General features: G+C 28.7%; 24 protein-coding genes and 1 tRNA gene. 12 read left to right on the forward strand and 13 right to left on the reverse strand.

What is annotated here, in order from left to right:
* The first annotated feature begins 46 nt into the window (after positions 1-46).
* The 3 genes from tsaD to acs are packed head-to-tail and all read left to right on the forward strand — an operon-like array spanning position 47 to position 3,614.
* A complete protein-coding gene (gene tsaD, locus ACTTAO_RS03265) occupies positions 47-1,120 on the forward strand; it encodes a tRNA (adenosine(37)-N6)-threonylcarbamoyltransferase complex transferase subunit TsaD (RefSeq protein WP_440690866.1) in 1,074 nt (357 codons plus the stop codon).
* Positions 1,120-1,533, forward strand: a complete 414-nt coding sequence (locus tag ACTTAO_RS03270) for an EVE domain-containing protein (RefSeq protein WP_440678791.1) — start codon at positions 1,120-1,122, stop codon at positions 1,531-1,533. The genes tsaD and ACTTAO_RS03270 overlap by 1 nt, the downstream gene beginning before the upstream one ends.
* A 14-nt stretch (positions 1,534-1,547) precedes the next feature.
* Positions 1,548-3,614 carry an acetate--CoA ligase gene (acs, locus tag ACTTAO_RS03275; RefSeq protein ID WP_440690867.1) on the forward strand — a complete coding sequence of 689 codons (2,067 nt, stop codon included), beginning with the start codon at positions 1,548-1,550 and terminating at the stop codon, positions 3,612-3,614.
* Here acs and ACTTAO_RS03280 read toward each other — a convergent pair.
* Complete coding sequence (locus ACTTAO_RS03280) at positions 3,611-4,234, reverse strand: esterase (RefSeq protein WP_440690868.1); 624 nt, start codon at positions 4,232-4,234, stop codon at positions 3,611-3,613. The two genes, acs and ACTTAO_RS03280, sit on opposite strands and share 4 nt — an antisense overlap.
* 121 nt (positions 4,235-4,355) lie before the next feature.
* Here ACTTAO_RS03280 and ACTTAO_RS03285 point away from each other — a divergent pair, with 121 nt between their 5' ends.
* The 6 genes from ACTTAO_RS03285 to purH all read left to right on the forward strand — a co-directional run bounded on the left by ACTTAO_RS03285 (position 4,356) and on the right by purH (position 10,709).
* Positions 4,356-4,616: a DUF4212 domain-containing protein gene (locus ACTTAO_RS03285; protein ID WP_440633151.1), complete on the forward strand. Its 261-nt coding sequence runs from the start codon at positions 4,356-4,358 to the stop codon at positions 4,614-4,616.
* The gene (locus ACTTAO_RS03290; protein ID WP_440690869.1) at positions 4,616-6,430 is read left to right on the forward strand and encodes a sodium:solute symporter family protein; all 1,815 of its coding nucleotides are present in this window, start codon (positions 4,616-4,618) and stop codon (positions 6,428-6,430) included. The genes ACTTAO_RS03285 and ACTTAO_RS03290 overlap by 1 nt, the downstream gene beginning before the upstream one ends.
* A 69-nt stretch (positions 6,431-6,499) precedes the next feature.
* Positions 6,500-6,856 (forward strand): hypothetical protein, encoded by a 357-nt coding sequence (locus ACTTAO_RS03295; protein WP_440690870.1) that lies wholly within the window; start codon positions 6,500-6,502, stop codon positions 6,854-6,856.
* A gap of 28 nt (positions 6,857-6,884) precedes the next feature.
* Positions 6,885-7,544 carry a ribulose-phosphate 3-epimerase gene (gene rpe / locus ACTTAO_RS03300; protein ID WP_440690871.1) on the forward strand — a complete coding sequence of 220 codons (660 nt, stop codon included), beginning with the start codon at positions 6,885-6,887 and terminating at the stop codon, positions 7,542-7,544.
* 4 nt (positions 7,545-7,548) lie between these two features.
* Complete coding sequence (locus tag ACTTAO_RS03305; protein WP_440690872.1) at positions 7,549-9,174, forward strand: heparinase II/III domain-containing protein; 1,626 nt, start codon at positions 7,549-7,551, stop codon at positions 9,172-9,174.
* The gene (gene purH, locus ACTTAO_RS03310; protein WP_440690873.1) at positions 9,174-10,709 is read left to right on the forward strand and encodes a bifunctional phosphoribosylaminoimidazolecarboxamide formyltransferase/IMP cyclohydrolase; all 1,536 of its coding nucleotides are present in this window, start codon (positions 9,174-9,176) and stop codon (positions 10,707-10,709) included. The genes ACTTAO_RS03305 and purH overlap by 1 nt, the downstream gene beginning before the upstream one ends.
* Here purH and ACTTAO_RS03315 read toward each other — a convergent pair.
* The 3 genes from ACTTAO_RS03315 to ACTTAO_RS03325 form a co-directional block, all read right to left on the reverse strand.
* Entirely contained in the window at positions 10,699-11,046 is a 348-nt protein-coding gene (locus ACTTAO_RS03315; protein ID WP_440690874.1) for a 4a-hydroxytetrahydrobiopterin dehydratase, read from the reverse strand. The two genes, purH and ACTTAO_RS03315, sit on opposite strands and share 11 nt — an antisense overlap.
* Before the next feature lie 6 nt (positions 11,047-11,052).
* Positions 11,053-11,127: transfer RNA gene (locus ACTTAO_RS03320), tRNA-Gly, on the reverse strand.
* Between the two features lie 59 nt (positions 11,128-11,186).
* On the reverse strand, positions 11,187-12,035 hold the full coding sequence (locus ACTTAO_RS03325; protein WP_440690875.1) for a sulfotransferase domain-containing protein: 849 nt from the start codon (positions 12,033-12,035) through the stop codon (positions 11,187-11,189).
* Positions 12,036-12,086: 51 nt separating this feature from the next.
* Between ACTTAO_RS03325 and ACTTAO_RS03330 the strand changes: the two genes are divergently transcribed.
* Complete coding sequence (locus ACTTAO_RS03330) at positions 12,087-12,728, forward strand: LON peptidase substrate-binding domain-containing protein (RefSeq protein WP_440690876.1); 642 nt, start codon at positions 12,087-12,089, stop codon at positions 12,726-12,728.
* 1 nt (position 12,729) lies between these two features.
* Here the strand turns inward: ACTTAO_RS03330 and ACTTAO_RS03335 are convergent, their stop codons facing one another.
* The gene (locus ACTTAO_RS03335; protein ID WP_440690877.1) at positions 12,730-13,800 is read right to left on the reverse strand and encodes an FAD-dependent monooxygenase; all 1,071 of its coding nucleotides are present in this window, start codon (positions 13,798-13,800) and stop codon (positions 12,730-12,732) included.
* 62 nt (positions 13,801-13,862) lie between these two features.
* Here ACTTAO_RS03335 and ACTTAO_RS03340 point away from each other — a divergent pair, with 62 nt between their 5' ends.
* Together ACTTAO_RS03340 and ACTTAO_RS03345 are read left to right on the forward strand one after the other, a co-directional pair.
* Positions 13,863-15,947, forward strand: a complete 2,085-nt coding sequence (locus tag ACTTAO_RS03340) for a DNA translocase FtsK 4TM domain-containing protein (RefSeq protein ID WP_440690878.1) — start codon at positions 13,863-13,865, stop codon at positions 15,945-15,947.
* A complete protein-coding gene (locus ACTTAO_RS03345) occupies positions 15,947-16,492 on the forward strand; it encodes an outer-membrane lipoprotein carrier protein LolA (protein WP_440690879.1) in 546 nt (181 codons plus the stop codon). The genes ACTTAO_RS03340 and ACTTAO_RS03345 overlap by 1 nt, the downstream gene beginning before the upstream one ends.
* On the opposite strand, the gene ACTTAO_RS03350 is transcribed toward ACTTAO_RS03345, so the two are convergent.
* The 8 genes from ACTTAO_RS03350 to hisB are packed head-to-tail and all read right to left on the reverse strand — an operon-like array spanning position 16,489 to position 21,089.
* Entirely contained in the window at positions 16,489-16,992 is a 504-nt protein-coding gene (locus tag ACTTAO_RS03350; RefSeq protein WP_440690880.1) for a GNAT family N-acetyltransferase, read from the reverse strand. The genes ACTTAO_RS03345 and ACTTAO_RS03350 overlap by 4 nt on opposite strands.
* Entirely contained in the window at positions 16,989-17,354 is a 366-nt protein-coding gene (locus tag ACTTAO_RS03355; RefSeq protein ID WP_440690881.1) for a histidine triad nucleotide-binding protein, read from the reverse strand. The genes ACTTAO_RS03350 and ACTTAO_RS03355 overlap by 4 nt, the downstream gene beginning before the upstream one ends.
* Complete coding sequence (hisE, locus tag ACTTAO_RS03360; RefSeq protein ID WP_440690882.1) at positions 17,351-17,623, reverse strand: phosphoribosyl-ATP diphosphatase; 273 nt, start codon at positions 17,621-17,623, stop codon at positions 17,351-17,353. Before hisE ends, ACTTAO_RS03355 begins: the two co-directional genes overlap by 4 nt.
* 1 nt (position 17,624) lies before the next feature.
* On the reverse strand, positions 17,625-18,380 hold the full coding sequence (gene hisF / locus ACTTAO_RS03365; RefSeq protein ID WP_440690883.1) for an imidazole glycerol phosphate synthase subunit HisF: 756 nt from the start codon (positions 18,378-18,380) through the stop codon (positions 17,625-17,627).
* Positions 18,373-19,098, reverse strand: coding sequence for a 1-(5-phosphoribosyl)-5-[(5-phosphoribosylamino)methylideneamino]imidazole-4-carboxamide isomerase (hisA, locus tag ACTTAO_RS03370; protein ID WP_440690884.1), 726 nt, complete (start codon positions 19,096-19,098; stop codon positions 18,373-18,375). Before hisA ends, hisF begins: the two co-directional genes overlap by 8 nt.
* Before the next feature lie 4 nt (positions 19,099-19,102).
* A complete protein-coding gene (locus ACTTAO_RS03375; protein ID WP_440690885.1) occupies positions 19,103-19,867 on the reverse strand; it encodes an FkbM family methyltransferase in 765 nt (254 codons plus the stop codon).
* The gene (hisH, locus tag ACTTAO_RS03380; protein WP_440690886.1) at positions 19,867-20,493 is read right to left on the reverse strand and encodes an imidazole glycerol phosphate synthase subunit HisH; all 627 of its coding nucleotides are present in this window, start codon (positions 20,491-20,493) and stop codon (positions 19,867-19,869) included. The genes ACTTAO_RS03375 and hisH overlap by 1 nt, the downstream gene beginning before the upstream one ends.
* Positions 20,494-20,498: 5 nt before the next feature.
* Entirely contained in the window at positions 20,499-21,089 is a 591-nt protein-coding gene (gene hisB / locus ACTTAO_RS03385) for an imidazoleglycerol-phosphate dehydratase HisB (protein ID WP_440619165.1), read from the reverse strand.
* Between the last annotated feature and the right edge of the window lie 72 nt (positions 21,090-21,161).

Consider the following 21,161-nt stretch of genomic DNA (forward strand, 5'->3'; position numbering starts at 1 on the left):
ATTTCTTACTTGTATTGAGATTGTACAATTATTAAAAACTATTTGAATGAGTAAAAAACCCTTAATTCTTGGAATAGAAACTAGCTGTGATGAAACGGCAGCATCTATAATAACTGAAAATGACAAAGGAATTCCAACAGTTTTATCCAATATTGTTTCTAGTCAGGTTGATGTTCACAAAGAATTTGGGGGAGTAGTTCCCGAACTAGCCGCAAGATCACATATAGAAAAAATAGATTGGATTGTTAAAAAAGCAATTTCAGATAGTGGAAAAAAAATTGAAGAAATTGATGCTGTTGCTTCAACTGCTGGGCCAGGTTTAATTGTTTGTTTGTCAGTTGGTTTAAGTTTTGGAAAAGCTTTTGCAAGCGCAATTAATAAACCTTTTATAGCAGTTAACCATCTTGAGGGTCATGCATTAAGTCCTAAGTTAAATTCCCATTTAAATTATCCCTATCTATTATTATTAATTTCAGGAGGTCACTCACAATATTTGAGTGTTCGAGGTCTTGGAAAATATAAAAGATTAGGAACAACTATTGATGACGCATTAGGTGAAGCATTTGATAAAACAGCTAAACTTTTAGGAATTGAATTTCCTGGTGGACCACAAATCGAAGTTTTGGCAAAAAAAGGAGATCCTGAAAAATATGATTTGCCTAAACCAATTTTTAATAAAGGTGGATGTAATTTATCTTTTGCAGGATTAAAAACCGCAATTTTAAAAATTGCAAAATCTATAAAAACAGATCAAGAAAAATTTGACTTGGCAGCCTCTTTTCAGAAAACTGTTGAAGAAATTCTTAATAAAAAAACAAAGATTGCATTTGAAGAATTTGAAAAAGAAAATAAATTAAAAGAAAAAGTTTTTGTAGTTGCTGGTGGTGTTGCTGCTAACAAAAAAATTAGATCAATGTTAATTAATTTATGTGAGGCTAAAAATTATAAAAGTATATTTCCACCAATAGAACTTTGTGGGGACAATGCTGCTATGATTGCAATGGTAGGTTTGGAAAAATATAAATTAAATGAATTTAATACTTTAGATTACCCAGCAAAACCTAGATGGCCTTTAGATGAAAAAGCTGCATTTTTAAAAGGTGCGGGAGTACAATTATGATGAATTATTGGTTATTAAAATCTGAGCCAGATGTTTGGTCCATTGAGCAACAAATTAAGGCTGGCAAAAAAGGTGCACCTTGGGATGGTGTTAGAAATTATCAAGCAGCAAACAATTTAAAAAGTATGAAGAAGGGTGATCTATGTTTTTTTTATCACTCTAATATTGGCAAAGAAGTGGTTGGGATAGTAAAAGTAATTAAAGAACACTATTTAGATAAAACTGATAAGACTGGAAGATTTGTTGCAGTAACAGTCCAATTTAAAAGTAAGTTCTCTAAACCAGTAACCCTTGAAAATATCAAAAAAAATAAGGATTTAAGCGATTTAGCGCTTATTAAACAAAGTAGACTTTCAGTAATGCCAATTGATGATAAAAGCTGGAAAATTATAAATAACATGAGTAAAATTTAAAAAAAAAATAATCCATGCCAAAAAAAAAGAAAAAAGTTAAATCTAAAAAAAAAACTAAAGTAAGAAAGAAAACTGCAGTTAAGAAAAAAACTAAAGTTAAAAGAAAAAAATCAAAAAAAATTTTAAAACAAAGTGAAAAACCTGCTCCTGAATTAATTATAAAAACTAAACCTGAGTGGATCAAAAGTAGTTTGGCCAACAAAAGTAAATACGAGCAAAAATATTCTCAATCCATAAAAAATAACGATGAATTTTGGAAAAAAGAAGGAAAAAGAATTACTTGGATTAAACCTTATAAAAAAATTAAAGATGTTAAATACAGTTCTAAAGAAGTAAAAATTAAATGGTTTGAAGATGGAACACTGAATGCATCTGCAAACTGTATCGATAGACATCTAAAAGATAAAAAAGATAAAACAGCAATAATATGGGTTGGTGATGATCCAAAAGATAGTCAAAAAATTACTTACAAACAGCTTCATCAAAAAGTTTCTAAAGCAGCAAATGGTTTAAAAAAATTAGGCATTAAAAAGGGGGATCGGGTTACAATTTATCTTACAATGATACCAGAGCTTGCTATTTTAATGTTAGCATGTGTTAGAATTGGTGCAGTCCACTCAATTATTTTTGGAGGTTTTTCAGCTGACTCTATTTCTGGAAGAGTGAATGATTGTGAGTCTGAATACATAATTACAGCTGATGAAGGTGTTAGAGGTGGAAAAACTATTCCTTTAAAAGAAACAACTGATGAAGCATTAGAGAGTTGTCCCAATGTAAAAAAATGTATTGTTGTTAAACGTACGGGTAATTCAATTAGTTGGAATTATGATAGAGACGTTTGGTATCATGATCTAATTAAAGACGTTCCTTCTCAGTGTGAGCCTGAAGAAATGAACGCAGAAGATCCTTTATTTATTTTATACACATCAGGTTCAACTGGAAAACCAAAGGGAGTTTTACACACAACAGGTGGATACATGGTGTATGCATCTATGACTCATCAATATATTTTTAATTACAAACCAAAAGATATTTATTGGTGTACTGCAGATATTGGTTGGGTAACAGGTCACAGTTATATTATCTATGGTCCTCTTTCGAACGGTGCAACGACTATAATGTTTGAAGGAATACCAAACTATCCTGATAGTTCTAGATGGTGGCAGATAGTAGATAAATACAAAGTAAATACGTTTTATACTGCACCTACTGCAATCAGAGCTCTAATGAGGGAAGGTGATAAGCCTGTCAAAAAAACATCTAGAAAATCTTTAAAATTACTTGGAACTGTTGGTGAACCAATAAATCCTGAAGCTTGGATGTGGTATTACAAAACAGTTGGAAATTCTAAGTGCCCAATCGTAGATACATGGTGGCAGACAGAAACAGGAGGTATATTAATTGCTCCTCAAACAGGTGCTATTCCCCTAAAACCTGGCTCTGCAACAAAACCATTTTATGGAATAAAGCCTATGTTAGTTGATAAATCCGGAAAAGAGATAAAAGGACCTGGAGAAGGAAGGCTTTGTATAGCGCAATCATGGCCTGGACAAATGAGAACAGTATATGGGGATCATCAAAGATTCATAGATACCTATTTTTCTCAGTTTGAAGGTAAATATTTTACGGGTGACGGATGTCGAAGAGACAAGGATGGATATTATTGGATTACAGGTCGGGTAGATGATGTAATTATTGTATCAGGACACAACTTGGGTACTGCTGAAATTGAAAGTGCATTTGTGGCTCATCCAAAGGTAGCAGAGGCAGCAGTTGTAGGTTACCCACACGATATTAAAGGTAATGGATTATATTGTTATGTAACATTAAATGCTGGTGAAAGAGAAACTGGTGAACTTGAAAGAGATCTAAAACTTTGGGTTAGAAAACAAATTGGTCCGCTTGCTACACCTGACTTAATTCATTTCACTCCAGGACTTCCAAAAACAAGATCTGGAAAAATTATGAGAAGAATCTTAAGAAAAATTGCTGCAAATGAACATGGTCAATTAGGAGACACAACTACATTGGCCGATCCAAGTGTTGTAGATAGTTTGGTTGAGAACAGAAAAAATATTTAAAACTGTATTCTATCTTTAAATTCTTTTTTAATAACATCCCATTTTAAAATAACAGAATTTAAAACTATTTTTCGATCAAGAGTTTTTAATTCATCTGCTATCGGTGCCCATTTATACATTGCCAGAGCACTTGGATTGAAAGGACGGTCATTGTGATACTTCTCCCAATCAATTTTAATTAGTCTTTCATCAAATTCTTTTTTTGCTTCTTCGATGATATTCAAAGGCATATTATTTGTAGTTTCATCATCTAAAATTTTTAAAAAAATATCTTTAGCTTTGTCTAGTTCATTAAAACTATAATGAACTTTTAAATATGAAAAAGTGAAGAAAGTTAAATCTTGAAGAGCAACAGAATAAATATTCCATTTAGCTTCATTGACAGACTTCATAAATTCATCATTATCAAAATGAAGAACATATCTTGTCCCCATTCTAGTTTTTAAGTAACTATAAAGTGTAACTTGAGATACCCAGGCAGATTTTGTTTGGATAAACTCCTCTAACTCATCTAAAGTTTTAATTTTTGTTTTAGGAATAAAAGCTTTAAACAAAGAAAAAAAATAAACTTTGAAGTCACTTAAAGATAAATCTTTCCAACTTAATTTTTTTTTATCCATAAAAAGTTAATTTTATTGAAAATATTTGAAAAAATTAACCTAATACGGCTAATTTTACACTTTTATTCTCTTTCATAATGGTTAAGGTTTTATCAGTTATAACTAAAAAAGAGAGGTATACATGGCGAAAAACGCTCAACACTGGGAAAAGACCAGAGGCTTGCTATTTGTAACATTAGCAATCTGGGCTGTATTCTCAATGGGTATATTCCTTTTTGGAGCTGAAATGAACTCAGTTACTGGACCTTTTGGGTATCCATTAACTTATTGGTTCACATGTCAAGGTTCTCTTGCAATATTTGTAATCCTTATTTTCTGGTTTGCAGGTAGACAAGAAAAAATTGATGAAGAGTTCGGCTTCAGTGAAAAAGGAGACGACTAATGATTAAGGGTAATTTTATAGATAACTTGCCTAAAGTTTATGGAATCTACACAGGTGGATTTATAGGTTTCATAATCTTAATGGCGATTGGTGAGCAGATGGGTATGTCTGCAAAAGCAATAGGTATTTGCTTTGTAGGTTTTACCATTTTCATCTACGCAGCAATTGGTTGGCTATCTCGAACAGCCCAAGCAAGTAACTATTACGTAGCTGGAAGAACGGTTCCAACTGTGTTCAACGGAATGGCGACAGCAGCCGACTGGATGTCAGGTGCTTCATTCGTTGCAATGGCAGGTGGTATTTACTTCAAAGGTTATGGATATATGGCTTTGCTTGTAGGTTGGACAGGTGGTTATGTGTTGGTTGCAACTTTATTAGCACCATACTTAAGAAAATTTGGCTGTTACACAGTTCCAGATTTCGTAGGTACTAGATACGGTGGTAATACTGCAAGATTGATGGCTGTTATCGTTTTAACTGTTGCATCATTCACATATGTGACTGCTCAAATTAACGCTACAGGTACTATTGCAGCTGTTGCTTTAGATATCCCATTCCAATACGCAGTATATGTTGGACTAGTTAGTATTTTACTATGTTCAATGCTTGGTGGTATGAGAGGGGTAACTTGGACACAGGTTGCGCAATATATTGTACTAATTATAGCTTACCTACTTCCAGTATTCTGGATCAGTAACAACATTGGTGCGGGTTTCTTCCCACACTTCATGTTAGCTGATGAAGTTGCTAGAATTGGTGAGTTAGAACAACAGTATGGTTTTGTTAAAAACTCTGCTGCTGATTTAGCTACAGTACCTAAAGGGTTAGCTGGTATTACTAAGGCTCACTCTGAAGTTAACGCAACACCTTGGGCTTTCATCTCATTAGCATTAGCAATGATGATGGGAACAGCTTCATTACCACACGTAATGATGAGGTTCTTTACTACTCCAAGTGTAAAAGCAGCTAGAAAATCAGTAGGTTGGTCAGTATTCTTTATCTTCCTACTATATTCTTCTGCACCAATGTTAGCGACACTATCTAAACTTGCTTTGATTGATCCAAACTTACCAACAGGTATTATTGGTAAATCAATTGCAGAAGTTCAAGCAATCGATTGGTATCAAAACTGGAACCAAGCAAATCTGATGTTTGTAAGCGACTTTAACGGAAATGGAACTGTTGAATTAAACGAGTTCTTCATGGGTGGTAAAGCCGTTGTATTAGCAACACCAGAAATTGCTGGATTACCATATGTAATCTCAGGTCTAGTTGCTGCTGGAGGTTTGGCAGCTGCGATGTCAACTGCAGATGGTTTGATTCTTGCAATTGCAAATGCAATCTCGCATGACGTTTACTACAAAATGGTAGACCCTAAAGCTGAGACTGCTAAGAGACTAGTTGTTGCAAGGGTATTACTTGTAGTAATTGGTTTTGCAGGAGCAACTATTGCAGCAATGGAGATCCAAGGTATCTTAGGTTCAGTAATCTGGGCTTTTGACTTTGCGATGTCTGGATTGTTCTGGCCACTTGTACTTGGTGTATGGTGGAAGAGAGCTAATAAAGAAGGTGCTATAGCTGGTATGGTCTTAGGATTAGTTTCTGGTTTTGCGTATCTAATTTGGGTACGAAGTGGTGGAAGCGGATTCTTAGGCATTACTCAGTTAACATTTGGTATCTTCGGATCTACTGTTAGCTTAGTAGCTATGGTTGTTGTAAGTTTAATGACTTCAGCACCTAGCGCTGCAACACAAAAAATGGTTGATGATTCTAGGGTACCTTCGGGTGCATCTGTAATCGGCGGCCAAAAATAAATGATCTTTTTAAGGGGCGATTAATTTCGCCCCTTTTATTTATTTTTAAGATCAAATATAAATTCCTTAATGTCTGCTAACTTTCATCCTTTAGTTTATATAATTGACTACATACTTGGAATTATAATGTGGACTTTAGTTGGAAGAGTAGCAATGAACATCTTTCAAAGGGAAGATTCAAATTTTTTCTTTATGAAAGCTTTTGTAAAATTTACAAATCCACTATTAAAAATTTTTAAACCTGTTACCCCATCTTTCATAATACAACCATTGGTACCACTTTATGTAGCTTGGTTCTTTTTCATGATTAGATTTTATTTGATGCCTTGGATCTTGGGATATTCAGTTATGGGGATGTTGTCTTTTCCTCTTGAGAGTGAAATTTCTAGGCAGATTTATCAATTTTTTAATTCAATTAAATTTTAAAAATTGATACTAGTAAATCTAGATATCAATGAAAAATATACAAATATCACCATCAATTTTATCAGCTGATTTTAGCCAATTAGGTACTGAAATAAAAAGACTTGAGGAAGGTGGAGCTGATATGATTCATGTGGATGTTATGGATGGACACTTTGTTCCAAACTTAACAATCGGTCCTCCAGTAATTAAAGCTCTTAGAAAACATTGTTCATTGAAATTCGATGTTCATTTAATGATTTCTCCAGTGCATAAATACATAGATGATTATGCGAATGCGGGTGCAGATATAATTACTGTGCATCCAGAAGCAACTGATAATTTAGAAGACTCAATAAATAAAATAAAAAATCTAAAAAAAAAGGTAGGAGTATCTCTCAATCCTGAAACAAGTATAGATTTAATAAAAAATCTATTAAATAAAATTGATTTAGTTTTAATAATGAGTGTAAATCCTGGGTTTGGTGGTCAAAAATTTATGCCAGAAGCTTTAGAAAAAATTAAACAATTAAAAAAAATTAGAGAAATAGAAAAACTTAACTTTGATATTGAAATAGACGGTGGGATAAATTTTGATAATTGTAAAATAGCAATTGAAGCTGGTGCTAATATTCTTGTATCTGGTACAACGGTTTTTAAAAGCAATGATGGAGATATTAAAAAGAATATTAATTTATTAAAAACAAAATAAGTTAATGCAATCTCAAAATTCCTTAAATCTTTCTAATGGAATATTTTTTAAGTTAAAATCTTCATTTAAAAAATTATATAAAAATTCAAATTTTTATGAAAAACGAATTTCGAAAACTTTTGATAACAATTTTGAATATAAACCAAGTCCTCATCTTTTATCTTCAATTATAAAGTACCAGAAAAAAAAATATAAAATTGAAGATTTTGTAACTGAAACTATCTGGACAAACAATATTTCTTCTAAAGACTTTAAAAAACTAAACAATTTTTTTTGGTTTTTTAGTTTAGATTTAAAATCATCAAAGAAAACTACTCAATCAATTATTCTTAAATGGATTCATAAGAATGAAAGATTTGATGAAAATATATGGGAATTCAATATTACTGCAAAAAGAATTATTGCTTGGCTTTCCAATCATCAGTTAACTTATGAAGATAGTAATGAAGAATATAGATTGTATTTTAATCATATGCTTCAAAAACAAACTAACCATTTATTAAATGAGATCAAAAATTTAGATGAAACAGAAGAAAAGCTGATTGGATGTGCCGCAATAATTTTAACAGGTTTAGCGTATAAAGATGAGAAAAATTATTTAGAAAGTGGTTTAAATATATTAAAAAATTTAATCAAAAACTCTCTTGATAAACAAGGTTTTCCCAAATCAAGAAATATTCAAAATTTAGTTTTTTATCTTAAATATCTAATCATTATTAGAGAATGGTTTAAAGAATCGCAAAATCAAATTCCAGAATATGTTGATGAAACTATATATTATTTAGGATCCAGTTATGCTTTTATATGGCAAAACATAAAACAAGATATTTTTTTTAATGGAAATTATTCGTCTAATCATAATGAATTTGACCAATATTTAAAACGATTTGGATATACTTTTAAAAATCAAATTAATGAGTTAGCTGGATATACAATATTACAAAATAAAAAAATTATCCTAGCAGCTGACAATGGATCAAATCCTGAAACAATATATACCAAAAATTATCAGGCAGGCGCCTTATCTTTTGAAATTTTTTCTAACGATAAAAAATTAATTTCAAATTCTGGATATTATCCAGATCCAAAAAACAGACTAAATAAATTTTCCAAAAGCACCGCTTTACAAAGTACACTTTCAATTGAAGATTATTCTTCATCTGATTTTATTAAAGCTGGTAATAATTTGTTGATACAAAAAGATTTAAAAATTGATAATAAAAATATAGTTTTTGAGAAGAATTATTGGAAAATTTCAGCTAGTCATAATGGTTACTTTAAAAAATTTAAATTAGATCATCATAGAGAAATAGAATTTTACCCTGAACAATTTAAATTTATTGGTCATGACAAAATAGTGAGAAAAGATCCAGATAAGCAAATTAAATTTGATATTAGATTTCATCTTCATCCCGACTCTAAAGTTATGAAAACACAAAATAATAAGTTTATATTAATACAATTAGAAGATGAGGGTTGGCAATTTAGTTGTGATAACTATGATATAAATATTGATAATGGTTTATATTTCGGTAATAAAAATTCTTATCAAGAAAACCAAAATATATTTATCTCTGGCATGAGTAATGAAAGTGAACAAATAATTAAATGGGAAATAAGTAAAATATAATGAAAAAAATAAAGACTGCTCTTATTTCTGTATCAGATAAAAATAATTTAAAACCAGTTTTAGAAATTTTAAAAAAATATCACATCAAAATTATTAGTTCTGGTGGAACTTATAAAGAAATAAAAAAATTAAAATTTAATTGTTTAGAAGTATCTGATTTTACTGATTCACCTGAAATTTTAGAGGGAAGAGTTAAAACCTTACATCCAAAAATACACGCAGGAATCCTTAATAAAAGAAATAATAAATTACATTTAAATGACTTAAAAAAAAATAATTTTGAAAATATTGATCTAGTAATTGTAAATTTTTATCCTTTCGAAAAAACTTTAGAAACTACAAATAATCATAAAAAAATAATTGAAAATATAGATGTAGGGGGTCCCACAATGGTTAGGTCTGCTGCTAAAAATTATAATGATGTAACTGTGATTACTTCTGCAAATCAATATCAGGAATTAATAGATGAAATGAATAAAAATAATGGAGCTACATCATTAAATTTCAGAGAAAAACTATCAAGAACAGCTTTTACAGAAACTGCTTACTATGATTCAATAATCTCAAACTATTTTAATAAAAAAGCAAACATACACTTGCCAGATAAAAAAGTTTTTTCTGTAAATTTAATTGAAAAACTTAGGTACGGAGAAAATCCACACCAATTTAGTGGGTATTATTCAAAAAATTTAAAAACTAATTTAAAACAAATTCAAGGAAAGCAACTAAGTTATAATAATTATAACGATATATTTGCTGCCTTAACTATTTCAAAATCTTTACCAAAAAATAAAGGTACTGTAATTGTAAAACACGCAAACCCTTGCGGAATATCAATAAATTCAAATCCTACAGAAAGCTATAAATCTGCATTAGCATGTGATCCCATAAGCGCTTTTGGCGGAATTGTCTCTTGTAATTTTAAAATAAAAAAAAATCTTGCCGTAGAGCTTAATAAACTTTTTTTAGAAGTAATTATTGCTAATGGTTTTGATAGTGATGCTTTGAAAATACTTAAAACTAAAAAAAATTTACGTGTAATTGATGCAACAAATTATTCACTTAGTGAAATTACAAAATTCAATTCATCAAATGAAGCATTATTAGTTCAATCTGAAGACTTAAAAATATTCAAAAATAAAGATTTTAAAGTTGTATCTAAAAGAAAACCAAACCCTAAGCTGCTTAGAAATCTAATTTTTGCATTTAATGTTTGTAGATATGTCAAATCAAACGCAATTGTTCTTGCGAAAGATGAATCGATTGTAGGTATTGGATCGGGTCAACCAAGTAGATTAGATAGCTGTGAGATAGCAATTAATAAAATGATAAAATTTAATTTATTTGGAAATAATTTGGTCGCAGCATCAGATGCTTTCTTTCCATTTGTAGATGGAATTGAAAAATTAGTTCAAGCAGGGGTTCAAGCTGTAATTCAGCCTTCTGGATCAATTAGAGACAAAGAAATAATTAAATTTGCAAACGAAACAGATACTGTTCTGGTCTTTTCTAAGACAAGACATTTCAGACATTAGTAACTTTATCTATCTTAGCGGCTAAAATAAAATCATTTTCAGAAAGACCTTTAATAGCATGTGTGGTAATTTTAATATCTGCATAACCCCAACCAAAACTTATATCTGGATGATGTCCCTCTTCTTCAGAAATTTTACCAACTTCATTAACAAAATTTTGACTTTTTATAAAATTTTCAAATTTGAATTTTTTCTGTAAAAAAAATACTTTATTTTCGTCTTCTGTAATATCCCAGCCATCAACTTTCTTTTGATATTTATGAATATCAGATACATCAAAAGGAATAGCTCCTCCTTCGCAAGGTAAACATTTTTTACTTAAAAGATCTTCACTCATAAAATTTGGAGCGGGCAAAGGGGTTCGAACCCTCGACCTTCTCGTTGGCAACGAGACGCTCTACCACTGAGCTATGCCCGCTTATTTAAAAAATATTATAATTAGCGCCTTTTATAAATGCAAGTAATAATAATATCGTTTTAATAATAACCGGTCTCTTCAAGATTTTCTTTGAAAACTTTATTTAGTTTGTCAGCAAAATCCTTATCAAGAATATTTTTCCAATTATTATCTGGTCCTAAATTAAAAAATGAAATCATTTTATTTTTTCTCTTTGAATAGATAGCTTCAGAAAACCCTTCTTTCTTCTCATAATTTTTTAACTTATCAAATAATGTTGAGCTAACAGCATTTTTTAATTTATTGCTGTCTATTTTGCTCTCAATTTTTGTACATTTATTAATAAATTCTATTATTTCTTTGGTAACTGAAAATGTTTTTTCTAAAAGATCCTCATACTTCACAATTTTTATTGGTAAATCTTTTTGTATTTTCCACGATTTATAATTATTGAACCAAGAACTAATAAATTGGAAATTTCCGAAATCTAAGTCTCCTCTGTTATCATAAATATACTTTTTATGATTTATCATCCAAGCCAAAGAATCCTCATAATTTAACTCATAATGATTTGATAAAGATGTAATAACATTTCTTGGATCTCTTATTATGTAAACACAGCCTAAGGAGTTTTCTTTGTTTGTAAAAGGTAATTCATTTATTTTACCAAAAACATTGTGTGTTTTAAAAAAATGTAACTTTTTATCTTTGTTAATTCTTTCTTGAGCTTGAATCCAAAATCTAGAAGTTCCTATCACGTCTTTTGGATTATAAGAAAAACCGTCAAAATGTCTTTTTTCAGGAAACTGCCCAATATATTTTATGTACTCTTGTTTATAAATTCCATCTTTTGAATAATAATAGGAACTAATCAAAGTTCTCAACCAAGTATTTCCACTTTTAGGGTATGAGGCAATCCAGAAAATCATTTATAAAAAAATAATATAGAGTAAAATTTATTTTTTTGTTAATAATTATAAATGAAAAAATTTCCTGATATAATTTCAGTTTTCCCACTAAGTAATTTTATCATGTTTCCAAATACTACTGTTCCACTCAATATTTTTGAACCAAGGTATATAGATATGATAAATGATAGCATGAAAGCTGAAAGGCTAGTTGGAATGATACAGCCAAATTACAAAGATGATAAAAAAAATATTAAACCTGACTTATATCAGGTTGGATGCTTGGGAAAAATTATAAATTTTCAAGAAACAAAAAATGGTAATTTTTTAATAGAGTTGAAGGGATTGACTAGATTCAAGATTTTAGAGGAAATTAAAACAAATAATAAATATCGCTCGTTTAAAGTTAACTTTGATGAATTTCATGCAGATTTAAATAACTCAAAAGAAAATATTAAATTTTCAGATCTTGAATTGATATTCAAAGATCTAAAATTACTTTTTGAAAAAAAAGGATTTATAATAAATTGGAAAGCACTTGAAAAGCAAAGCCTAGATGAAACAATTAATGCACTTGCAATGGCGTCCCCATTTACCTTAGAAGAAAAACAAATTTTGTTAGAAGCTCCAAATCTTGATTTACGAAAAAATAAAATTTCTGAAATACTTAAGACTTATAGTTTTGATTTATACGAAAATAGTACACTTCAATAATTTAAAATAAGTTTCCATTATCAGCCATTTTAATTAGCGACTTGTTTATAAATGAATTTTTGCCAAAAAATTTTACAGACTTACTTAAAACATTTTTATTTATTTTATTGTCTAAATTAAAAAACTCATGAATTAGGTCTATTCCATTAGAAAAAATTACATTTCTTGACTTTGTTTTTTTTTCAAATTCACTATTAACAGAAGCATCTAAACTGAGTCCCAATTCAATTTTAGATCTAATTATATTCGTCAATTCTTGAATATCTCTAATTGTCATATTAAAACCTTGACCAGCTAGAGGGTGTACTCTGTGTATTAAATCTCCAAATGCTAAAATATTTTTATGATAATAATTCCTTAAATTTACAGACATTAACCTAAATGATTTAAATTTTTCTAATCGTTTAATTTGGTAAAAATTATTGTAACTATTCAATGAACTTAACAATGTTTCTTGATTTATTCTTGTTTTTTGATTGATCGAATAAACTATAGATGTTCTATAAGAAGAAATTGGCAAGAAAGCCAAAGGGCCCTTTTTTGTAAAAATCTGTCTTGCGATAATATTAGATATCTTTTTATGGGTAATCACACTTGTGTATGCAAAACTATCATATTTTTTTAAAATTTTTTTATAAAAAAATTTTTTAGTTAATTCATTAGAAAAGTCAGTATTGATTATTAAATCATATTTTTTTGTTAATTTATAATCTAATTTTTTTTGAATTTTTTTTATATTTTTATTTTGATTCAATTCTTTTTCTAAAATTTCATAAAGTTTATAATTCTCTACTATTGAAAATAATTGTTCGTTTTTATTATCAAAATTTAATAAACTATCTTTATCTAAATTTTCTGAGTAAATTTTTATATTTTTAATTTTCCAAATAATTTTTTTAATATCAACAACATGATTGCAAAAGTAATCCACATTACTCTTTGAAATACTTATGGTTCTTGATTTGTCTTGTTTTCGTTTTAAGAAAAAAATATCAACAGAAATACCAGTCTTGGCTAAAGCATTAGCTAAAGCTAAACTTGATAAACCAGATCCTGTAATACAAACTTTCATAATAATTTTAATTTTAACAACAAAAATTAGATGATACAAAGTGGTATAATTGATTTGTATAAATGGATTTAAAAAAAACAGCTAATTTATTACTTAATTTTACTATAAAACGATTAGCAGAAATTTTTGGCATTATAATTTCCTTAACAGGAATCCTGTTATTTATTGCACTTTTTTCTTATTCACCTGAAGATCCTAATTTTATTTTTCCTAAGGATACTGAAATTAAAAATATTTTGGGATTTCAAGGAAGTTTTATTTCTGATCTTTTTTTCCAATCAGTTGGATTTATTTCATTTCTAATATCTATTACCTATATAATTACTGGAATAAATATATTCCTTCATAAAGAATTTTTTTTAATAATTGAAAATACTTTTTTAGCAATAATTTATACTATATTTGGCACCCTTTTTCTTAACTATTTTTATTCTGATGCTTTTACACTTTATATTAATGGAAACGGAGGTTTTGTTGGAGATTATTTTGGTCAAACTTTTTTAAATTCTATCATTCTCATGAATGAAACATTAATTTATTATTTTTTAATCATAATAATAATTACTTTATTTTTAATAAGCATTAATTTTCACCCTATAAAATTCTATAATTTATCAATTAAACTAATAAATTTTTTTTCTAAGAAAGAAAATAAGTCTTATACAGATAGAAGTGAACTAATAAGTGAGTATATTCCTCAAGAAGAAATTAAAAATTTAATACAAGAGGATTTGCCATTTATTAAAGCAGAGAATAAATCAATTAATAAAAGTAAATTTCAATTACCAAAAATAGATTTATTAAAAGTTCCATCTAAGAAAGAAAGAGAAAACTCAAGCAAAAATGAATCGAATGATCCAAAATTTCTAGAAAAAATTCTAATGGATTTTGGAGTTAAGGGAGAAATTCAGAAAGTGAGTCATGGACCAGTTGTAACATTAAATGAATTTGAACCAGCTGCAGGTGTTAAAGTTTCTAAAATTATAAATTTATCTGATGATATTGCTAGAAATACTAGTTCTGAGTCTGCTAGAATTTCAACTATACCAGGTAGCAATACTGTTGGAATTGAGTTACCAAATAATTCCAGAGAAAATGTTTATCTTAGTGAAATTCTTAACAATGCAGACTTTAAAAGAAAGGAAACAAAATTACCAATTGCTCTTGGTAAAAATATTTCTGGAAAACCTATTGTAGGAGATCTTTCTTCAATGCCACATTTACTCATTGCTGGTACTACAGGTTCAGGAAAATCAGTTTGCATTAATACGATTATTTTATCACTTCTTTACCGTCACACACCTGAAAGATGTAAGTTTATATTAATAGATCCTAAAATGCTTGAGCTCTCAACATATGAAGGAATACCTCATTTACTCTGTCCAGTAATCACAGAGGCAAAAAAAGCTGCATCAGTGCTTGGTTGGGTAGTTAAAGAAATGGAGAGTAGATATAGGTTAATGACAAAAGAAGGTGTAAGAAATATCGATGGTTACAATACCAAACATAAGCTTCCAATGCCTTACATAGTTGTAGTTGTCGATGAAATGTCAGATTTAATGTTAGTGGCTGGTAAAGAGATAGAGAATTATATACAAAAGTTATCACAAATGGCTAGAGCTGCAGGCATTCATATTATTATGGCAACCCAAAGACCTAGCGTTGATGTGATTACAGGTACAATAAAAGCTAATTTTCCAACAAGAATATCTTTTCAAGTAACCTCAAAAATAGATAGTAGAACAATTCTAGGAGAGCAAGGAGCAGAACAATTATTAGGAAAAGGAGATATGCTTTATATGTCTTCAGCCAACAGAATAGTAAGAATTCATGCTCCATTTGTTTCAGATAATGAAATAGAAAAAATAAATAATTTTTTAAGATCACAAGCAGAGCCAGATTATATTGATGAAATTTTAAACTTCGCTGATGAAAAAGAATTAGGATCAAATACTGATCAAGGAGATAAAGATGAATTGTATCATCAAGCTGTTGAAATAATTAGATCTGAAGGAAAAGCATCTACCTCGTTTTTACAAAGAAAACTTCAAATTGGGTACAATAGAGCTGCACGAATAATAGATATGATGGAAGCTGATGGAATTGTTAGCAAAGCAAATCATGTGGGTAAAAGAGACGTTCTTTAATGTTGAGGTTGTTACTATTGGTTTGGCTAATTAGTTTATCTAGTGAAGTAAATGCAAATAATAAAAATCAAATAATTAATAAATTAAAAGATACTTTAAATTTAAATTTTGATTTTGAACAAGATATAAATGGAAAAATTGAGTTTGGAAACTGTACAATTCAATATCCAAAAAAAATGTTTTGTGCTTATGATCAAAAAAATAAAGTTATAGTTTCAAATGGAAAATCTTTAGTTATAAAATCTACTTCAAGCTATTACAGGTATCCTTTGGATAAAACACCATTAAATTTTATTTTAGATAAAAATTTCTTATTAAAAAAAATTGCCGAATTAAATGAAGAAATTATTAATAATTCTCTGGTCAAGTTTACAATAAATGAAAATAATCAATCAATAGAGATTTTTTTTGATATGAATAATTATAATTTAATTGGCTGGCAAACTAAGGATGTTTATCAAAATATTGCTGTCACACTTCTTTATTCAGTTAAATCAAATCAAATTGTTGACGAAAAAATATTTAAAATTCCTTTTCAAAATTAAATTTTAACAATTTCTGATTTAAATATTTTCATTCCTCTAGCTAGATAATTATTTAGTGCATTTTTATGATCCAAAGAACACGTATGAAGCCAAACTCTCTCTATATTTTGTTGAAATGATTTTTTAATAGCATTTGATAATAAAAATGAGCCTAATTTTTTATTTTGGTATTCCTCTAATATTCCAAAATATGCTATTTCCACTTCTTGCTTTTCGGAATGAATAATTAATTCAAAAAAACCAACTAAATCTTTTTTATTTTTCAATACAAATGTTTTAACATTTTTGTTGGATACGTATTTGATCCACTGCTCTTCTGTCCATATCAATCTATCAATCCACTTATGTTTTTTACCTATATTTTTATAAAAAAATTTATTTAACTGAAAATCAGTAGGTTCAATCAAATTAACTTTATAATCTTCTGAAGGTCGTTCACTATCTTTTAAATCATGCAGTGAATTTATTTCTAGATAATTTCTTTTAACTTCTTCTGTCACTCGACCATTTTTCCAACACGTTCACCGCCAAATAAATGAAAATGCAAATGAGGGACCTCTTGACCACCATGTTCACTAATATTAGTCAGTGCCCTATAACCATGGCCCACTTCTGTTGAAATACCAAGCTTTTTTGCAACTACGTTAATACCTTTAAAAAGACCCACCATCTCTTCTAATGATGCATTGTTACTAAAATCGTCAAGATCTATATATTTTCCCTTAGGAATTACTAAAGCATGAACTTTCTTTTGTGGGTTGATATCATGAAATGATAAAACATAGTCATTTTCATAAATTTTATTACAAGGTATCTCTCCACGTAAAATTTTAGCAAAAATATTATTCTCATCGTAACTCATTTTTTCCTTTTTTCTAATTCTTCCATTACTTCTTCGATTTTCACATCATTAGCTTCTAAATACATAAGTAAATGATAAAATACGTCAGCTGCTTCATGAATTTTATTTGTATTCTCTTCTATAGATTCAATTAATTCATTTATTTCTTCTAAGACCTTTGCTTTGCTGAGAGGTTTATCTGTAAGTAATTTATTTGTATAAGAACCTTCAACTGGATTATTTTTTCTTTCTCTTGCAAGTTTAATTAGATTTTCTAATGTGTTAAGCATATTAAATTCTAACAGGTATTCCTTTTGAATCCAAATATTCCTTTGCTTCTTTTACTGAGTGTTTACCATAATGAAATATTGATGCTGCTAAGACTGCACTAGCATTTCCCAATTTAATTCCATCAACCAAATGATCTAGATTCCCTACTCCGCCTGATGCAATGACAGGAATATTTACTTTAGATGAAATTTTAGACATGAGCTCAATATCATAACCTACCTGGGTACCATCTCTATCCATTGATGTTACCAATAGTTCACCTGCTCCACTACTTTCCATTTTTGAAGCAAATTCTATTGCATCAATTCCAGTATTATTTCTTCCACCATGTGTAAAAATTTCCCATTTATCAGCATTTTTTTTAGCATCAATAGCAACCACAATGCATTGTGAACCAAATTTTTTTGAGCTTTCAACTACTACCTTAGAATTTTGAACTGCTGCAGTATTAATAGAAACTTTATCTGCTCCACAATTAAGTAATTTATTTATATCATCTACACTTCTGACACCTCCCCCAACTGTTAATGGAACAAAGCATTTTTTTGAAGTTTTTTCTACAACATCATAAATTGTATCTCTATTTTCATTTGATGCAGTGATATCTAAAAAACAAATTTCATCTGCTCCTCCGTCAGAATAAATTTTAGCTTGTTCGACAGGATCTCCTGCATCCTTCAGATCAACGAAGTTAATTCCTTTTACAACACGGCCATTTTTAACATCTAAACAAGGTATAATTCTGTTCTTAAGCATTTACTTCCTTAACTAATTCATCCAATATAATATCACCATCATAAATAGCTTTTCCAACTATTATACCTTCAATATTTTTATTATTTATTTCCTTTGCTTTTTTAATATCAAGTATTGATGAAACTCCACCAGATATTATAACAGGACAATTAGATTTATCAGCAACCTTAACAGTTCCTTCAAAGTTAGGACTTTGTTTCATACCATCTCTATTAATATCAGTATAAATAAGTCTGCTTACACCATAATCATTCACATCATTTAAATAATCTAAAGTTAATTGGTTAGAATTTTCTTTCCAACCAGAAATAGATAAATAACCATCTTTAGCATCTAAACCTAATGCAATTCTATTTGGAAATTTTTCGCAAGCTTGTTTTAAAAAATTTTTATCTTTTATTGCAGCACTTCCTAAAATAACTTTTTCAACACCAACATCAGTATATTTCTGAATACTCTCAAGATTTCTGATACCTCCACCAATTTCAATATTAAGATCAAATTTTTTTACTATTTCTTGAATAATATCTAAATTAATTGTTTCTCCAGTTAAAGCTCCGTCTAAATCTACTATATGCAAGTTTTTAAAACCATGATCTTTATATTTAGCCGCTTGTTCAACTGGTGACATTTCATACTCAATTTTTTTATCAAAGTCTCCTTTTACTAATCTCACACATTTTTTGTCTTTTATATCTATCGCGGGAAAAATTTTCATAATTTTATAAATTACTATAAATATAATCTAATCTAAAGTGAGATTTAAAAATCATCTTGTAGTTATTTCCAACTAAAAAATCATTCACAAATTTAAATTTATCATCAGCAATCTCAATCAATATCAAACACTTATTTTGACTTAAATTATTAATCAAACCTTTCAAGACACTTATTTCATGACCTTCAACATCAATTTTTATACATAATTTTTCATTTTGATAATTTATCATTTCATCACCAACTTTTAAGTTTGCGCTAAATACTTTTGAATCTTTTTTGTCATGATAATCTTCAAAAATAATTGAATTTGTTTTTGCATATCCATGTTTATACCAAGTAATCATTTTAATTTTTTTATTTGAGTCTGATAGTCCTTGATTAAAAATTTTTATATTTTGAAAGTTATTCTTTCCAAGAGTTTTATTAAATTTTTCAAAAGCATCTAAATTTGGTTCAAATGCAATTATTTTTAAATTTTTAAATTTATTTGCAAAATAAAAAGAAAAATATCCAGAATTAGAGCCAATATCTAAAAATATTGAGAAACTATTTTTATTAAATTCTGTTTCTAAAAATTTAACAGCATCATCTTCATATTTTTTGTGTATAATTATTTGTCTATCTACTGGATCTAAAAAATCTAAATAAAAATAAACTTCATTTATTTTATAAAAACCCCTATTTATTTTTAAAAATTTTAATATTCTTATACCTAAAGATGGAATTAATCTTTTTAGAATTGGGAACTTAACAAGATATTTTATCACTATAATTTTAAAAAATTTTGAATAACCTTTAAACCTTCTGCATCACTTTTTTCAGGATGAAATTGTGTCCCAAAAATATTTTCTTTTTCGACAGAACAAACAATTTTTGTTGAATAATCTGTTGTTGCGGAAATCACACTTTTATCGTCTGGGATAAATTCATAACTGTGGACGAAATACATATGAGAATTATTCTTTATATTTTTAAAGATCCTACTATGTTTTAAAATATTGATTTCATTCCATCCAATATGTGGAAGTTTGAGTTTTCCATTTTGATTATCTATTTTCGATACTTTCCCAGATATCCAACCAAGGCCTTTAGTTTCTATTTCTTCATACCCGATATCTGCAAACATTTGTAATCCAACACAAATACCAAGAAGAGGTTTTTTATTATTAATTGCAAATTCATTCAAAGTATCAACTAAACCATTGATATTGTTTAAAGCATCAACACAACTTTTAAACGAACCCTGCCCTGGCAAAACTACTTTATCAGAAAATTTGATCTTTTTTAAATCTGAAGTTACTTCGATATTTACTTTATTTTTAGCAACTTCTTTAAATGAATTTATTACCGAGCTTATATTGCCGGAATTATAATCAACAATTGTTACGTTCATTAAAATTATAATGAGCCTTTAGTAGATGGAATACTCTTTTTACTTCTTGGATCCATTTCCAATGCTTCTCTAAGAGATCTTGCTAAAGCTTTATAACAAGACTCAATAATGTGGTGACTATTATCACCATAAATATTTTCAACATGCATTGTAATGCCGGCAGATTGAGAGAATGCTTGAAACCATTCTTTAAATAATTCAGTGTCCATTTCACCAAGTTTTTCAACTTTTAATTTTACTTTCCATATTAAATAAGGTCTATTTGAAACATCTATTGCAACTCTAGTTAATGTTTCATCCATTGGAATAACTCTGTGTGCATATCTTTTAATACCTACAAATTTCTTTGCAGCTTTTTTTAAAGCTTCTCCAATTGCAATTCCTGTATCTTCAGTTGTGTGGTGAAGATCAATATGAGTATCACCTTTTGCTTTTACTTTCAGATCAATTAGAGAATGCTTTGATAGTTGTTCAAGCATATGATCTAAAAAACCTATTCCAGTATCAATTTGGTATTTACCTTTACCATCAATGTTTAATTCAACATTGATACTGGTTTCTTTTGTTTTTCGAGAAACTTTTCCTTTTCTAGCCATATATTTTAAATGGTATACATACTTAATCCAACTATATCAATATCAGTCTAGATACTTGAAGTATCAAAAATA

The organism is Candidatus Pelagibacter sp. HIMB1782 (genome assembly GCF_052047475.1).
GTDB lineage: Bacteria > Pseudomonadota > Alphaproteobacteria > Pelagibacterales > Pelagibacteraceae > Pelagibacter.

Bases quoted from the DNA above. Each gene is read 5' to 3' on its own strand.
- tsaD (WP_440690866.1), top strand. From the start codon at position 47: ATGAGTAAAAAACCCTTAATTCTTGGAATAGAAACTAGCTGTGATGAA.
- ACTTAO_RS03270 (WP_440678791.1), top strand. From the start codon at position 1,120: ATGAATTATTGGTTATTAAAATCTGAGCCAGATGTTTGGTCCATTGAG.
- acs (WP_440690867.1), top strand. From the start codon at position 1,548: ATGCCAAAAAAAAAGAAAAAAGTTAAATCTAAAAAAAAAACTAAAGTA.
- ACTTAO_RS03280 (WP_440690868.1), bottom strand. From the start codon at position 4,234: ATGGATAAAAAAAAATTAAGTTGGAAAGATTTATCTTTAAGTGACTTC.
- ACTTAO_RS03285 (WP_440633151.1), top strand. From the start codon at position 4,356: ATGGCGAAAAACGCTCAACACTGGGAAAAGACCAGAGGCTTGCTATTT.
- ACTTAO_RS03290 (WP_440690869.1), top strand. From the start codon at position 4,616: ATGATTAAGGGTAATTTTATAGATAACTTGCCTAAAGTTTATGGAATC.
- ACTTAO_RS03295 (WP_440690870.1), top strand. From the start codon at position 6,500: ATGTCTGCTAACTTTCATCCTTTAGTTTATATAATTGACTACATACTT.
- rpe (WP_440690871.1), top strand. From the start codon at position 6,885: ATGAAAAATATACAAATATCACCATCAATTTTATCAGCTGATTTTAGC.
- ACTTAO_RS03305 (WP_440690872.1), top strand. From the start codon at position 7,549: ATGCAATCTCAAAATTCCTTAAATCTTTCTAATGGAATATTTTTTAAG.
- purH (WP_440690873.1), top strand. From the start codon at position 9,174: ATGAAAAAAATAAAGACTGCTCTTATTTCTGTATCAGATAAAAATAAT.
- ACTTAO_RS03315 (WP_440690874.1), bottom strand. From the start codon at position 11,046: ATGAGTGAAGATCTTTTAAGTAAAAAATGTTTACCTTGCGAAGGAGGA.
- ACTTAO_RS03325 (WP_440690875.1), bottom strand. From the start codon at position 12,035: ATGATTTTCTGGATTGCCTCATACCCTAAAAGTGGAAATACTTGGTTG.
- ACTTAO_RS03330 (WP_440690876.1), top strand. From the start codon at position 12,087: ATGAAAAAATTTCCTGATATAATTTCAGTTTTCCCACTAAGTAATTTT.
- ACTTAO_RS03335 (WP_440690877.1), bottom strand. From the start codon at position 13,800: ATGAAAGTTTGTATTACAGGATCTGGTTTATCAAGTTTAGCTTTAGCT.
- ACTTAO_RS03340 (WP_440690878.1), top strand. From the start codon at position 13,863: ATGGATTTAAAAAAAACAGCTAATTTATTACTTAATTTTACTATAAAA.
- ACTTAO_RS03345 (WP_440690879.1), top strand. From the start codon at position 15,947: ATGTTGAGGTTGTTACTATTGGTTTGGCTAATTAGTTTATCTAGTGAA.
- ACTTAO_RS03355 (WP_440690881.1), bottom strand. From the start codon at position 17,354: ATGAGTTACGATGAGAATAATATTTTTGCTAAAATTTTACGTGGAGAG.
- hisE (WP_440690882.1), bottom strand. From the start codon at position 17,623: ATGCTTAACACATTAGAAAATCTAATTAAACTTGCAAGAGAAAGAAAA.
- hisF (WP_440690883.1), bottom strand. From the start codon at position 18,380: ATGCTTAAGAACAGAATTATACCTTGTTTAGATGTTAAAAATGGCCGT.
- hisA (WP_440690884.1), bottom strand. From the start codon at position 19,098: ATGAAAATTTTTCCCGCGATAGATATAAAAGACAAAAAATGTGTGAGA.
- hisH (WP_440690886.1), bottom strand. From the start codon at position 20,493: ATGAACGTAACAATTGTTGATTATAATTCCGGCAATATAAGCTCGGTA.
- hisB (WP_440619165.1), bottom strand. From the start codon at position 21,089: ATGGCTAGAAAAGGAAAAGTTTCTCGAAAAACAAAAGAAACCAGTATC.